This window comes from Undibacterium sp. Jales W-56, assembly GCF_025548535.1.
Lineage (GTDB): Bacteria > Pseudomonadota > Gammaproteobacteria > Burkholderiales > Burkholderiaceae_D > Undibacterium.
This window is the reverse complement of record NZ_JAJLQW010000001.1, coordinates 885,559-900,244: the sequence shown is the minus strand read 5'-3', so window position 1 is coordinate 900,244 and position 14,686 is coordinate 885,559. Positions and strand designations below refer to the sequence as shown.

General features: G+C 51.2%; 11 protein-coding genes and 1 pseudogene. 2 read left to right on the top strand and 10 right to left on the bottom strand.

All coding sequences use genetic code 11. The features are described 5' to 3' along the window. Positions 1-28: 28 nt before the first annotated feature. From hutI to hutU, 4 genes are all read right to left on the bottom strand, one after another. Positions 29-1,234: an imidazolonepropionase gene (gene hutI / locus LPB67_RS04030; RefSeq protein WP_262835767.1), complete on the bottom strand. Its 1,206-nt coding sequence runs from the start codon at positions 1,232-1,234 to the stop codon at positions 29-31. A 3-nt stretch (positions 1,235-1,237) separates the two neighbouring features. Beyond that, entirely contained in the window at positions 1,238-1,849 is a 612-nt protein-coding gene (locus LPB67_RS04025) for a HutD family protein (protein WP_262835766.1), read from the bottom strand. 177 nt (positions 1,850-2,026) lie between these two features. After that, entirely contained in the window at positions 2,027-3,571 is a 1,545-nt protein-coding gene (hutH, locus tag LPB67_RS04020) for a histidine ammonia-lyase (protein WP_262835765.1), read from the bottom strand. Positions 3,572-3,747: 176 nt separating this feature from the next. After that, positions 3,748-5,448 carry a urocanate hydratase gene (gene hutU, locus LPB67_RS04015; RefSeq protein WP_262835764.1) on the bottom strand — a complete coding sequence of 567 codons (1,701 nt, stop codon included), beginning with the start codon at positions 5,446-5,448 and terminating at the stop codon, positions 3,748-3,750. A 172-nt stretch (positions 5,449-5,620) separates the two neighbouring features. Between hutU and hutC the strand changes: the two genes are divergently transcribed. Next, the gene (hutC, locus tag LPB67_RS04010) at positions 5,621-6,331 is read left to right on the top strand and encodes a histidine utilization repressor (protein ID WP_262835763.1); all 711 of its coding nucleotides are present in this window, start codon (positions 5,621-5,623) and stop codon (positions 6,329-6,331) included. 31 nt (positions 6,332-6,362) lie between these two features. Then, positions 6,363-7,022 (top strand): DUF2242 domain-containing protein, encoded by a 660-nt coding sequence (locus LPB67_RS04005; protein WP_262835762.1) that lies wholly within the window; start codon positions 6,363-6,365, stop codon positions 7,020-7,022. Positions 7,023-7,079: 57 nt separating this feature from the next. Here LPB67_RS04005 and LPB67_RS04000 read toward each other — a convergent pair whose 3' ends face one another. The 6 genes and pseudogenes from LPB67_RS04000 to tssH all read right to left on the bottom strand — a co-directional run bounded on the left by LPB67_RS04000 (position 7,080) and on the right by tssH (position 14,663). Further along, positions 7,080-7,979, bottom strand: a complete 900-nt coding sequence (locus LPB67_RS04000) for a hypothetical protein (RefSeq protein WP_262835761.1) — start codon at positions 7,977-7,979, stop codon at positions 7,080-7,082. A 151-nt stretch (positions 7,980-8,130) separates the two neighbouring features. Further along, on the bottom strand, positions 8,131-8,610 hold the full coding sequence (locus LPB67_RS03995; protein WP_262835760.1) for a hypothetical protein: 480 nt from the start codon (positions 8,608-8,610) through the stop codon (positions 8,131-8,133). Positions 8,611-9,142: 532 nt separating this feature from the next. Beyond that, a pseudogene (locus LPB67_RS03990) lies at positions 9,143-9,297 on the bottom strand (IS5/IS1182 family transposase); the annotation flags it as partial. Positions 9,298-9,480: 183 nt separating this feature from the next. Further along, complete coding sequence (tssA, locus tag LPB67_RS03985) at positions 9,481-10,581, bottom strand: type VI secretion system protein TssA (protein ID WP_316685080.1); 1,101 nt, start codon at positions 10,579-10,581, stop codon at positions 9,481-9,483. 29 nt (positions 10,582-10,610) lie between these two features. Next, the gene (locus LPB67_RS03980) at positions 10,611-11,864 is read right to left on the bottom strand and encodes a tetratricopeptide repeat protein (protein WP_262835759.1); all 1,254 of its coding nucleotides are present in this window, start codon (positions 11,862-11,864) and stop codon (positions 10,611-10,613) included. Between the two features lie 63 nt (positions 11,865-11,927). Next, on the bottom strand, positions 11,928-14,663 hold the full coding sequence (tssH, locus tag LPB67_RS03975) for a type VI secretion system ATPase TssH (protein WP_262835758.1): 2,736 nt from the start codon (positions 14,661-14,663) through the stop codon (positions 11,928-11,930). Positions 14,664-14,686: the final 23 nt, after the last annotated feature.

Here is a 14,686-nt window from a genome sequence, read left to right as displayed (position 1 = left end):
TAGGACCCTATTAAACTAAAGTGCCAGTTTAACCAAGCCGTGGCACTCCCGCAAATACAATACCCGTACAGGGATTGCCGCCGATCGCGTAAGCCAGGTCGCCAGGTCGGTCGATCGCCCATAAAGCGAAGTCGGCAGCCTTGCCTACTTCTAAAGTACCGATCTGATTTTGTAGTCCCAAGGCGCGTGCGGCATGCCTGGTGGTACCCGCCAGTGCTTCCAAGGGCGTCAGGCGAAATAAGGTGCATGCCATATTCATCGCCAGCAGCAAGGAGGTCATCGGCGAGGTACCGGGATTGCAATCCGTAGAGATCGCGATTGGCACCTGGGCTGCACGCAGGGCGGCAACCGGCGGCAATTTGCTTTCGCGCAAAAAGTAGAAAGCGCCCGGCAGCAATACCGCGACCGTGCCGTTCTGCGCCATCGCATTGATGCCGTCTTGCGACAGGTATTCCAGATGGTCGGCAGACAATCCACGGTAGCGTGCGGTGAGTGCGGCGCCGCCTTGATCTGAGAGCTGTTCGGCATGCAGCTTGACTGGCAAGCCATGACGCTGAGCAGCCTGAAATACTTTTTCGGTTTGCGTGGGTGAGAAGCCGATTTTTTCGCAAAAAGCATCGACCGCATCGACCAGGCCTTCGGCGACCAGGGCGGGCAGCATCTGTTCACACACCAGCTCAAGATAGTCGTCGGCGCGTCCTGTATACTCGGCCGGCAAGGCATGCGCACCGAGAAAAGTCGTTTGAACACGCAGCGCAAAATCATTGGCGAATTGACGCGCCACGCGCAGTATCTTGGCTTCCGTTTCCAGATCCAGACCGTAACCGGATTTAATTTCCAGTGTGGTCACGCCCTCCTTCAAGAGATTGCGCAGGCGCGGCAAACTCGCTTGCCTTAACTGAGCGGCGCTGGCTAGCCGGGTGGCGCGCACGGTGGACAGAATGCCGCCGCCCTGGCGTGCGATTTCTTCGTAAGCGACGCCGTTCAGGCGTGCTTCGAATTCATCGCTGCGATTGCCCGCATAGACGATATGCGTGTGGCAGTCGACCAGACCCGGCGTCAGCCAGCAGCCATGTCCGTCATGCGCGATCGCAGATTGATATTGATCGGGCAAATCCGCTTGCTTTCCCAGCCAGACGATCTTGCCATCGGCGGCTACGATGGCGGCATCACGGATCTCGCCATAGCCGTCTGCCATGGTGGCGAGGTGGACATTGATCCATACGTTCGTCATGGTTTAAGCACCTGCAAGGTTGAGAAAGCTGATGCGCATCAGGTAGAGCACGCTATCTTCATTGGCTTGCACCACCATGCGTACGCCTGCCCGCTCATGGTCTTCGTCGAGCAAGACTAAATCCGCTTCCCGCAAGTCGATTTCCCGGTTCAAGATGGCCTGGCCCTGCGCGCAATACAGCAGAATTTGCTGTGCATCCTGCGCCGTGACATAGTGCTCGCCTGCTTCCAGGCGTTGCATAAAATGCGTGCATACATCGCGTCGCGTCATCAGATTCAGATCCCGGACGGGATCGTCCAATAATTCCGCACGGATCGGTGTCTCGCCGGCAAAATAATACGGCATGCTATCGCGCGTCAACGTCACGCTAGACGGTGTATGAATACCGTCGCTATCCGCATGCAAGCTCATACCCGCGCCCGACAAAATCGCCAAACTTCTGTCGATCTGCGCAAAATGCGAAAACGCGCCATCGCTGCTGACCAGCGCGGTACTGACACGCCAGACAAAATGCTCCAGGCTCGCGCCTTCGGGGAAAACCGCTAACTCGGTCGTGCTGCCGCCGCCGTTTTTCCAGGGCATGGTTTTGTAGTCTTGCTGGCTCCATTTACGCATGATGACTGATTTGGTTTAGTTAAATTGTTCGGCTTATCGAAACACCGCTTGCACCACCGGGGACCGAGACTCAGGCGACAAACAAGAGCACGCGATCAAAGGCCAATCGATGTCTCTCATGTATTCCCTGTGCTCCTGCATCCCGGTAGTGAAATGCCTGGTTTTATCCGCTTGCCCTTACGCCAGATAAAGATGGCTATATAAATGCTGACATTGTGCACTCAATTCACCATCCAGCACCATCTGTTTCGCCGCCGCGATATCCGGCGCGAAGAAACGATCTTTATCGTAGAACGCGACTTTGCGGCGTAGCGCATGATGCACGGTCGCCAGGCTGGCGGAAGTCTCTAAAGGCTGATGAAAATCCACACCCTGCGCGGCAGCCAGTAATTCTATACCGACGATGGTGGCGGTATTGTGCGCCATTTCGTGCAGACGACGGCCAGCATAGGTCGCCATGCTGACGTGGTCTTCCTGATTGGCCGAGGTCGGGATGGTATCGACGCTGGCCGGATGCGCGTGGGACTTGTTTTCTGACGCCAGCGCCGCCGCTGTTACATGCGCAATCATGAAGCCCGAATTCAAACCAGAATTCGGCACCAGGAAAGGCGGCAAGCCGGACAGGCTTGCGTCGATCAGCAGAGCGATACGGCGCTCGGAAATCGAACCGATTTCGGCAATCGCCAAGGCCAGGGTATCGGCGGCAAATGCGACCGGTTCGGCATGGAAATTGCCTCCGGAAATAACTTCGCCGGTATCCAGAAATACCAGGGGATTATCGGTGACGGCATTCGCTTCGATCAACAAAGTGCGTGCTGCGTTGTTGATGATATCGAGGCAGGCGCCCATGACTTGCGGCTGGCAGCGCAGGCAGTAAGGATCTTGCACGCGCTCATCGTTAACCAGATGCGAACGGCGGATCTCGCTGCCGCTCAATAATTCGCGATAAATTTTTGCCGTTGCGATCTGGCCGGGCTGGCCGCGTACCGCATGGATGCGCGGATCGAACGGCGCATCGCTGCCCTTGGCCGCATCGACTGACAAGGCGCCGGTGATGGTTGCCGCTTCGAGCAGGCGCTCGGCCAGGAATAATCCGTTCAATGCCAGCGCGGTCGAGACTTGCGTGCCGTTGATCAGCGCCAGGCCTTCTTTGGCAGCGAGAACAACCGGCTTGATAGCGGCAGTTTCCAATGCTTGTCTGGCAGCGACCAGTTGACCATTGACGCGCACCTGGCCTTCGCCCATCAAGGCCAGGGTCATGTGGGACAAGGGCGCCAGATCGCCGGATGCGCCGACCGAACCTTTGACCGGAATCGCCGGCATGATGCCCGCGTTGTACAAGGCAATCATGCTATCGATCACGCTGGCACGGATACCCGAATAACCGCGTGCCAGGCTGGCGATTTTCATCACCAGGATCAGGCGCACGACATCGTCGGCGATCAATTCGCCGGAGCCGACCGAGTGTGACAGGATCAGGTTTTTTTGCAGCAGTTCCAGTTGTTCATCTGGAATGCGGGTCTTGGCGAGTTTGCCAAAACCGGTATTGATACCGTAAGCCGCATCTCCTTTTTTGACAATGCGATCTATCGTCGCGGACGAGGCATTAATCGCCTCATAAGCCGACGCGTCCAATGCCAGCGGCAAAGCCGTGCGCCAGATCGCACGCAAGTCGGACAGGCTCATTTGACCCGGGCGAATGATGAAAGTATTGATGTTCATGGTTGTCCTTTATGGCACTTCAACAAAGCATCCCGCAATATCCATGCGGCTTCTGGGCCATTTATGCTCCAAGAGGCCGATGGATAGTGCGGGTTGCATTTTTAATTATTTAAACTCAACTTTATCGTCCCCTCTCCCGCGTGCGGGAGAGGGAGTCTTCACTTGCTCACCCTCATCTACTTACTATTATTAATCATCGGCAAATTCAGTCCATTGCGTTCAGCACAGGCCACCGCTTGCGGATAACCGGCATCGGCATGGCGCATCACGCCCGAACCGCAATCGTTGACCAGCACGCGTGCCAGGCGTTTGGCCGCGGCCTCGCTACCGTCCGCCACGATCACCATGCCGGAATGCTGCGAGTAGCCCATACCGACGCCGCCGCCATGATGCAAGGATACCCAACTCGCACCGCCTGCGGTATTCAACAAGGCGTTCAGCAAAGGCCAGTCGGATACCGCATCGGTACCGTCCATCATCGATTCGGTCTCGCGATTCGGACTGGCGACGGAACCGGTATCGAGGTGGTCGCGACCAATCACGACCGGTGCCTTCAGTTCGCCGTTTTTGACCATCTCGTTAAATGCCAGGCCGGCGATGTGACGCTCGCCCAGGCCCAGCCAGCAGATACGCGCCGGTAGACCCTGGAAGGCAATCCGCTCACCGGCCATGTCCAGCCATTTATGCACGCCTTTGTTCTGCGGGAACAGTTCTTTAATCTTGGCATCGGTTTTACGAATGTCTTCCGGATCGCCGGATAAAGCGACCCAGCGGAACGGGCCTTTGCCATCGCAGAACAGCGGACGGATATACGCAGGAACAAAGCCGGGAAAATCGAAAGCGTTTTTAACGCCGCTATCAAACGCAACCTGACGGATGTTATTGCCATAATCCACGGTAGGAATACCCATCGCATGGAAATCCAGCATCGCCTGCACATGCACCGCGCAGCCCTGCGCCGCATCGGCAGTCAGCCTGGCATGCTGGCTGGCGTCCTGCTGTGCCGCCTTCCATTGCTCGACGCTCCAGCCTATCGGCAAATACCCATTGATCAGATCATGCGCCGAGGTTTGGTCGGTCACCAGATCGGGCTTCATGCCGCCGGCTTTGGCGCGTTTCACCAGCTCGGGCAATATCTCTGCGGCATTGCCGAGCAAGGCGATCGATACCGCCTCCTTACGCTCGCAATGATGCCTGATCAGCGCCAGGGCATCGTCCAGATCCTTGGCTTGCTTGTCGACGTAACGGGTACGCAGACGGAAGTCGATGCTTGATTGCTGACATTCGATATTCAGAGACACCGCACCGGCGAAACTCGCTGCCAGTGGCTGCGCGCCCCCCATGCCGCCCAGACCTGCGGTCAAAATCCAGCGTCCGCCCCAGTCGCCGCCGAAATGCTGACGCCCTGCTTCGGCGAAGGTTTCATAGGTGCCCTGCACGATACCCTGGGTACCGATGTAGATCCAGCTACCGGCCGTCATCTGGCCGTACATGAACAGACCCTGACGGTCGAGCTCATTGAAATGTTCCCAGTTGGCCCACTTCGGTACCAGATTGGAATTCGCGATCAGGACGCGCGGCGCATCTTCATGCGTTTTAAACACGCCGACCGGCTTGCCCGACTGGATCAGCAAAGTTTCGTCTTCGCCCAATTCTTTTAAGGACGCCAGGATCTGGTCGTAGCAAGCCCAGTTGCGTGCAGCACGGCCGATGCCGCCGTACACCACCAGGTGCTTGGGATTCTCGGCAACGGCCGGATCCAGATTGTTCTGAATCATGCGGTAGGCGGCTTCGGCTACCCAGGTTTTGCAAGTCTTTTCAGCGCCGCGTGGTGCATGGATTTCGCGGCTTGCATCCCAGCGTGGATCGTTATTCATCATTTTTCCCGTCTCCAGTCTCTATCCTAAGGTTTGATCTGATTTCATTCACTTAACATTCACATAAGCCAGCCGATGCCGGATCAATGGGATTAGTTTAAGTTGTATATACAACTTTTGCAAGAGGATTTTTGTATGAGACAATACGGCAAATTATTTCTTCAGGAATGACGTGTCCACACCAGCAAAAAATGCCCCGGTCTTCCAGCGGATCAAGGATTATTTACTCAGGGAAATCCAGTCCGGCACCTGGAAAGAAGGCGATGCCATCCCTTCCGAAGCCGCACTGGCAGAACAATTCAGCGTCTCGCGCATGACCGTCAATCGGGCTGTGCGCGAGTTGACCAGCGAACAAATCTTGACGCGCATCCAGGGCTCCGGCACTTATGTCGCACAACATAAATATCAGGCAACTTTAGTCGAGATCAAAAGCATTGCCGAGGAAGTCCGTGCACGCGGCCATACGCATCGCAGTGAACTCCATCAACTCGAAGCGGTCAAAGCGACTGACATACTGGCGCAACAATTCAAGGTGAAAATTGGTCACAGCTTGTTTCATTCGGTGATTGTGCATTTTGAGAATGAGGTCGCGATTCAGGTCGAAGATCGTTGGGTGAATTCCGCTATTGCACCGGATTATCTGGAACAGGATTTCGCCAGCATGACGCCGAATGAATACCTGATGGTGGTGGCGCCCCTGGAAAGCGTCAGCTACCGGATTGAAGCCTTGTTGCCGCCCAAGCATATTGGTGACATGTTACACATCACTTACAAGGAACCCTGCTTACTGTTACACCGCCAAACCCTGTCCAAAGGTAAAATCGCCACCATCGTCACCATGTGGCACCCTGGCCTGCGCTATCAGTTTGCCGGTAGTTTTTAATACGTTTTACCCCTATAGAAATACCGATCCAATGCGTTTTTTATTTTTACATCTTGCCTCGTCATCGCCACGCCGATCAATTTACCGGCTCAGTACCGTTGTTGCCGCTTTGGTGCTGACTGGCTGCGGCAGCTTTGGCGGCGGCCTGAGCAATAACAAAGCCCATTTAAAAGATGAAGAATTCGGTTCCGCCGACGTCTTCACCCATAGCTTCCCCGGTACAGAAAAAACCTCCTGCGAAGCCGCGCGCCGCGCTTTGCTGAGCCAGGGTTATGTCATCAGCGAATCAAAAGCCGCCTTCGTCAAGGGCCGCCGAAAATTCCAGCGCGACAGCGACATCCATGCCGAGATTGAATTCACGGTGGTCTGTGCGGCAGACAGCAAAGGCAGCAACAGCACCACCGTATTTGCCAATGCAGTACGCGACCGTTATTCACTCAAGAAAAGCACCAACTCCGCCAGCATCGGTGTCGGCGCGCTGGGATCGGTGTCCTTACCATTCGGCGCAAGCGACGATTCGCTGGTCAAAGTCGCGAGCGAAACGATACCCACCGGGGATTTTTACGGGAAGTTTTTTGAGCTGCTTGAACGCTACCTCGACGATTCTTCAGTCAATGGCGATGAAGAAGCGGAGAAAAAAGAAACGTCGACACCATCGGGCATGAAAAAATTGTCCGAGTCGAATCAGTAAAAGACACAATGCGCCGTGAAACAGCCAGGCGTTTTGTCGCGCAGTAGTGGATCGGCGTTATTTTTTACAGCAATCACGGGCAATTTGCCTGCCCATTTGCAGCGCATTTTCAAAATCTGCATCCGACATCTGCGCGCCAAACTTACGGCGCAACTGCACGTCCGACCATACCGTATTTCTTGCTTCTGCTTCAGCGACTTTGTAGCTGAGAGAAAGTTTGGCATCACGCGGTACCAGCTCACCGATATCGTAGCTCTGGGAAAGCAAGGCCAACGCAAATGGCTCACCTTGGCTAGCCGCGGACTTTAGTCCTGTGATGGCGTCATCTTTCCATTTTTGGACTATCGGATCGTCACGGTTTTCTTTCAGGTCAATGGGGCGACCATATGGTCCCTCCATAAAGTAATCGATTTGCGCATCGACTTTGCCTGAGCGCGCGGCAATGCCGAGGAAATGGAGCCGCTCCTGCACCTGCACGGGCGTCACGCCTTCACATAATTTGCTTAATTTTTTACGCTCATTTAAAAATTGATCACGATCGGCAACGCTATCGTATTCGGCGATGGCTTCATCATTATTGGCGCAGACAGACTCCGCCTGATAGACGTTATACGCGGCTTCTACGCTGCCTGCCCTGGCCAATCCGGTCCATTTAGAAATATAGTCAAATGCCGTAAGTCCGCCAAAATCGACCTGCCGTCCGTTACGGCCATAAATGGCAGCCGATTTCAGCTCATGCGATATTGTCTCGTCATTGCCCATCACCGGCTCCCCCAATCCAAACGGAGAAATTGATCCATACAACGCACGCGATGGCCTTGAGCCAGCATCCTGCATCTTGCCTGTAGTAGCCCGCAGTTTCGCCGAGGGATCTTCGGTCTCTCTGGATAACAGAAAGGCTCCCAGGCATAAGCCGATCGCAACAACCGCCAGTGAGTAACGAATAAATGAAGTCACAAATTAAACCGAACTTAGTGAGTTAAGGAAAAATAAAATAGATGAATGATGCTCTGAATATAATGTGATTTTTTGCAGCATCCATTTTCTATCCGCCTGATACCGATGCGTCCAGCATACCGGTATCAGGTTTGATCGAATCAAGCGCCAATCAATTCCACAAATAGCAATACGCCTGACTTGATTCTAAATTGCTGCCTTCAACTCCACCCACTACTTTTTTGACAAAACCATCAGGATGGGCACGGTCTGGCGTGACATTGCAATTATCATGAACCCAGTGAATACCATAGCCGCTTGAATACAATTGACCGCACATTTCCACTTTGTCGCCCAATTTAATCGCTGCAAGCGATTTTGGTATCGAGCTGGAATTTTTCACGTAATCGTTTGCATACACATTGTCCATCGCAACATCATAAATCTGGCCATCCTGATCGGTCTGGACCCGGATATGCGTATGCGAGAGACCAACTCCTTTGAGCGTCTGTGTCGCACGCGCAAATTTCGGACTACCCACTACGGTACCAGTGCGATAGCTGCCGGCTGCAGCATTGCAATCCGTTTTACCATCTGCCAGGGCAAAAGCTGCCTGACTCATCAGAACAAGGGAAATCAACAATTTTTTCAATTACATTCTCCTTAATGGTTCACTTGATTATTCAACATGAGTGGATCTAGGTTTTATTACATTAATAAACGACAAGCAGATGGTAAAAACGCGATGACCATCACCTACATTGCTCCAGGCTGCCAAACTTAATTGTTCTGTTTTAGCAAATACCTTCCGCGGCACATACATCTACATAGCTAGGAAAGTTTTCTGAGCAAACCAAAATATATTCTTTTTGGCAAGATGTCAGATTAACAGTTACTTATTACATAACAGTGAATTTTTATCTGGAAATATGCGTAAAAAACGACATATCTACCGAAATTGAAAGGAGATCGAATGTAAGCACCCGGCAATATCACCTTGAAGCGGATACTGAAACATAGATTATCGTGTCCATTTAATAGGTGGACACATGTACACGAAACAGAACGGAATGGTTGCGCCCAGTCAGTACCGGCGCCATAGCACTGAATTCAAAGCCCAGATAATCAAGACCTGCAAGCAACCTGGGGGGATCCATCGCAGCAACGACACTGCATTATGGGTTGCCCTTGGCAATGCATTCTGTTTCGGGCGCATGCACGCTGTGGCGTTTTTCGCGGTCTTGCCGTTGCTGTGCATGAATGTGTTTGGCGAAGCGCTCAGTCATTGCGGTTGCGCCTGGAGCTTACGCTCGATGTCGCGAATGACCCGCCCCAGGTATTGACCTCGTGAGTCTTACTATCGGTGATATGAATAACGCTGGGAATAGAGCCGCGTTGCCGTCCAACTAAACCGTGGGAAATTTAGTCAGATGAAGTCCCGACTACTACAGCTAATTGACTCACACATGGGAAAATATGTTCGCCAGCGCTTCTGTTATCCAAGCTAAATGAATAATGTCCCTTATCTCTTTATGCCAAGAAGTTCTTCGATATGAACCAATGATCCTTCGTCTTTGACGACGGCTCTCAGCCATTCATGCAGAGGCAAGTCCCCCCAATCTGCTGCTTTTTCTGCCAGATAAATGACTGGGCTATGAGGTTCCGTTCTACGGAAAAACTCTGCCACCAGACGGAGCTGAGCGAGAGCCTGCGTACGCGTTTGGATCGCGCCTGTGAGCGGTGTTGTCACTAACATCTTTTGATCATTATTTATAATAGGCGATGCCATTTCTGGCACTTCGACTGGATTATTATCTGTTTGCGCACCAACATCTCGCGCAAATGGCAAGATGAGACTGATAACGGCCTCAAGCGCGTCCTTGGATGCAGTGAACCCGGGGCCATCCACACCTAACCAGGCATCCACAGCCTGCTCTAGCTCGACCAATGCGCTAAGACAATGACGTGCATCCGCGAGCAGTCCCTGATAAAAAACTCTGGAAGATTTTTTACGCGCTGACTCTACATCCGCTAATTTGAGATGACCATGATGATGTCCGCCATCTTGGCTATCCGCATTTGTCGCATTTGTTCGGGCAAGCTCAAATTGAATTGTTGAATACCCTGTATCCTTACCTTCAGTAATCGGAATTTCACGAACTAATTGTACCGATCGTTTTAGCAACCAATGTAAATTTCCAATACGCTGTTCATACCCGTCTTCATCTGGTAAGGGATACAAGCCCTCCCAAAATTTATCGCATAGCCCAGCCAACAATAAATAGGCATCACCTAAACCGCGAAACTGATTTATTTTTGCGCTGGCTTCGGCCAGCCAAACAGCAAGGCGTAAATCTTTACTTTTAAATTGGATTAAATCCGAGCAACTTTTTATAACAAACTGCCAATCAGCCTCCTTTAATTCGGCCACCCACTCGCCCTGATCTAGAGAAGGATCATCAAAACGACGCGCTTGGGCAATCGCATCGAGTTCAGTTGAAAAAGACAAATCTTCTCCGCAAGGATCCGTTGGATTGATGGGCAAGAGAAGCTGGTCAACAGCAAACATAATTTTTCCTAAAATAGTGATGATGGATTTAAGCGGCGCATTAATTCTTGTCACGGATGATTAGCATATCCAGATCAGTCACATTATTTGTATTTCATCTGCCACTCTCGAGCCATCGCTTGGGCATGTTCAATCTGTTTTGGTGTCATCATCGATTCGGCTACTTTGCGATTTTTGATCGCATCTTTATCACCACTCGATGCTGCCAGATTGAACCACATGTGTGCCTGCTCTATGTCAGCAGTCACACCCTGGCCGTTTGCGTACACCCATCCCAAGTTAAATTGGGCCTCTGCATGCCCTTGCTCCGCCGCCTTCAGATACCACAGCAAAGCCTCTTTATCGTCTTTAGCCGCACCCTTCCCGTTGGCATACATGGAAGCCAGATTGTACTGGGCCATAGCAATACCTTGCTCCGCTGATTTTCGATACCAGACAAGGGCCAATTTATAGTCTTGAGCAACAATTTGGCCTGACTCATACATGGCACCAAGATTATATTGCGCGTTGGCCTGACCGCGATCCGCTGCCTGCTGAAACCATATCATCGCAGACTTATCGTCTTGCCTGACACCACGCCCCAACGCCAGCATGACGCCCAACCGATATTGAGCCTCTGGATGCGCTTGTTGAGCGGCCTTTTGATACCAACTCACCGCCGCATTGTAATCTTGCGGCACACCACGACCGTTTTCGTAAACCTGTCCGATATTGAACTGTGCACCGGCATTACCTTGATCCGCGGCCTTGCGATACCAGAGAATTGCCAGCTTAGCGTCCTTCGCAATACCGATACCGTTTTCATACATCGAGCCGAGTTGATATTGGGCGTTGGGCTCAGCCTGCTCTGCAGACTTGCGCATCCAGAGAATGGCCGTCTTTTCATCTTTGCTCACGGCCTTGCCATTCGCATACATCAATGCCAGCTTGTATTGCGCTTGCGCGTTACCGTGCATGGAGGCTTTGCGGTACCAGATCATCGCAGTCTTGGCATCTTGCGATACGACACGTCCGTCGTCATACAGACTGCCTAAATTCAATTGTGCTTTTGCATATTCCTGATCTGCTGCAGCCTTGTACCATGTCATAGCTAACTTGTAGTCTTGCGGCACACCCTGACCGTTTTCGTACATGAGACCGAGATGATATTGTGCCTCAGCGTCACCAGCATTTGCCAACTGCCTGAACTGGGCAAATGCAGCAGAAAATTGACTATTTCTATAATCAATTAAAGCCTCATTCACTCCGCTGAATGCCGGTATAGCCGGCATACCTAGTGCAAAAAAAACGGAGATATAAAACAATTTTATTAATTTTTTCTTCATCAGATCACTCATCGTTTGTCTCTGCATTTACTTGAATTTAAACGCTGCGATTCAAACAAAAAAAGCCGCCATAGCTTATTTCATGGTGTATTTAAACTGTCCCTGTTTTGTTGCGCTGACTTTAATTTTGCTAATCCCCACGCCCTCCGCCATTTTAGCCAAGACAGATTCAGCAATTTCTGGCAAAAGAGTTCCGTTCAAAATGTTATCTACATTGCGGGCGCCGGAATCAACCTCTGTGCAACGAGATAACACTGCCTCTACCATGGCGTCATCGTAGACAAAGGTCGCCTTATGGTTGACGGCGATGCGCTTCTGGATATGAGAGAGCTTCAACTCAATAATTTTAATAAGCACCTCATCTGGAATCGGATAATAAGGTACTACTTTTAACCGCCCCAGAAACGCGGGCTTAAATGCTTTCATCAATTGCGGACGGATTTGCTGCTCCAGCTCCGCAGATGAAGGCAACTCGTGAGCCTGTTTATTCAGGCAAGCTTGCATCATGAGACTGGATGCCACATTTGAGGTCAAAATAATGATGGTATTTTTAAAATCAACTTCACGCCCTTCTGCATCGTCCAGCACACCTTTATCAAATACCTGAAAAAATAATTCAAGAACATCGGGATGAGCTTTTTCAATTTCATCCAGCAAAACAACGCTATACGGATTACGACGTACTGCTTCGGTCAGTACGCCACCTTCGCCATACCCTACATAACCGGGAGGTGATCCTTTTAAACCAGAGACGCTGTGCGCTTCTTGATATTCACTCATGTTGATGGTGATGAGTTTGCGTTCACCGCCGTACAAAACATCAGCCAGTGCCAGCGCCGTTTCCGTTTTACCGATACCTGAAGGTCCGACAAATAAAAATACACCTTTTGGTTTATTCGGATCATCCAGATTTGCACGCGATGTCCGCACCCTTTGCGCAACCGCCTCAATCGCATGGGATTGACCAAGCACGCGCTCTTCCAGCAATGCTTTCAAGTTGAGCACTGTTTTTATTTCGTCCTTGACCATTTTCCCCAAGGGGATTCCGGTCCAGGCAGCGACAATTTCTGCGATAACATGCCCATCGACCTGCACCGGCACCATTGGGGTCTCGCCTTGCAATATTTTCAGATCTTCAATTTTTTTCTGGATATCGCTGGCGAACTCATATCCTTTAGTCGTTTTCTTAGTTGATTTGGCAGTTGATGCCAGGGAAGACAGTAACGGTGTTGGTAATTTTGAGCCGTCTGACAGTGAAGATGCTTCTAAAGCGGCGCGAGCCGTCTTAATTTGCTCCGTCAGCATTTTTTCTTTTTCCCATTGACCGGTATGTTGCTTGATTTCCGCGTGAGCGATTTCACTCACACTGCGTAATTCAAACAGCCGTTCCGCATGGTTCATACCACTGCTTTGCTCTCTTTCAAGCATCGCTATTTCGACATTCATCTGCTCCAGTTTTTTTGTGATCGCTTCCAGCACAGCTGGTGTTGCATTTTGACCCAAAGCTACTTTCGCGCAGGCTGTATCGAGCAGACTGATCGCCTTATCAGGTAATTGCCGGCCACTGATATAGCGATGCGACAAACGAACCGCTTCAGTGATCGCTTCATCATAGATACGCACGTTAAAATGCCTTTCCATCAGCGGTGCCATGCCGCGCAACATGGCGCATGCAACCGCCTCTGTAGGCTCTTCAACTTTAATCACCTGAAAACGACGTGCCAGCGCAGCGTCTTTTTCAAAATATTTTTTGTACTCGCTCCAAGTGGTAGCTGCGATCGTTCGCAGCTCCCCTCTTGCCAGTGCTGGCTTTAGCAGGTTGGCAGCATCATTTTGTCCTGCCTGACCGCCCGCGCCAATCATGGTGTGAGCTTCATCAATAAACAAAATAATCGCGTGTGAACTTTTTTTGACTTCATCAATCACATTTTTTAAGCGATTTTCAAACTCGCCTTTGACACTCGCACCGGCTTGCAACAGGCCCATGTCGAGCGTGTGAATCTCAACACCCTTTAAAATATCAGGCACATCATTCAATGCAACACGCAAAGCCAATCCTTCGACTACGGCAGTTTTTCCGACACCTGCCTCGCCAGTCAGAATAGGGTTGTTTTGACGTCGGCGCATCAGAATATCAATTGTCTGGCGAATTTCCATATCGCGTCCGATCACGGGATCCACCTTGCCATCGCGTGCGCGTTGCGTCAGATTCGTAGTGAACTGATCCAAAGCAGGTGTCTTCGATTGCGCTGCCTGACCGTTCATTTCGCTCACTGGATCTGAGCCATCCTGCTCCGTATCATCCCGTCCAATACCACCATCCTGAGATTCTTGCGAACCTTCTGTCAGTTTTTGAATGTGATGTTTTAAGTCATCCAATTTGAATTTAGCGAATAGCTTCGAACCGCGATAAGCAAGCTGTGCCAAATCAGGTTCAGTGAGTAGCGCAAGTAATAAGTGACTACTTCTGATCTGACTTATCTGATTAGCACGGTTATCCAGAGAGGCTAGAAGCCAGGCATGTTCAAATAATTTAGGTAAATGCGGAGAAAATACAGGTGTGCGCGTATTACCTGTTTTAAAGCGGCTGATTTCGCTACGAAGATCCGCATCCAGGCTCGCTGTGCTGATGCCTGACTTGCGTGCAATAAGAACGAAGTCACTATTTGTCTGTTCCAACAATGCCAAAAACAAATGTTCGATATCTACTTCATAGTGGCCTAGACCGACACAGAGACTGGCTGCACGGGTAGCCGCAACCCGCGAGGTTTCATTGAGTTTGCTAATCAGAGTTTTAAGATTAATGCTCATTCCTGCTTCTTCCTTGATCTAAC

Coding starts and splice junctions, on each gene's coding strand:
- tssH (WP_262835758.1), bottom strand. CDS start 14,663: ATGAGCATTAATCTTAAAACTCTGATTAGCAAACTCAATGAAACCTCG.
- LPB67_RS03980 (WP_262835759.1), bottom strand. CDS start 11,864: ATGAGTGATCTGATGAAGAAAAAATTAATAAAATTGTTTTATATCTCC.
- hutH (WP_262835765.1), bottom strand. CDS start 3,571: ATGAACATCAATACTTTCATCATTCGCCCGGGTCAAATGAGCCTGTCC.
- LPB67_RS04025 (WP_262835766.1), bottom strand. CDS start 1,849: ATGCGTAAATGGAGCCAGCAAGACTACAAAACCATGCCCTGGAAAAAC.
- hutU (WP_262835764.1), bottom strand. CDS start 5,448: ATGAATAACGATCCACGCTGGGATGCAAGCCGCGAAATCCATGCACCA.
- hutI (WP_262835767.1), bottom strand. CDS start 1,234: ATGACGAACGTATGGATCAATGTCCACCTCGCCACCATGGCAGACGGC.
- LPB67_RS04005 (WP_262835762.1), top strand. CDS start 6,363: ATGCGTTTTTTATTTTTACATCTTGCCTCGTCATCGCCACGCCGATCA.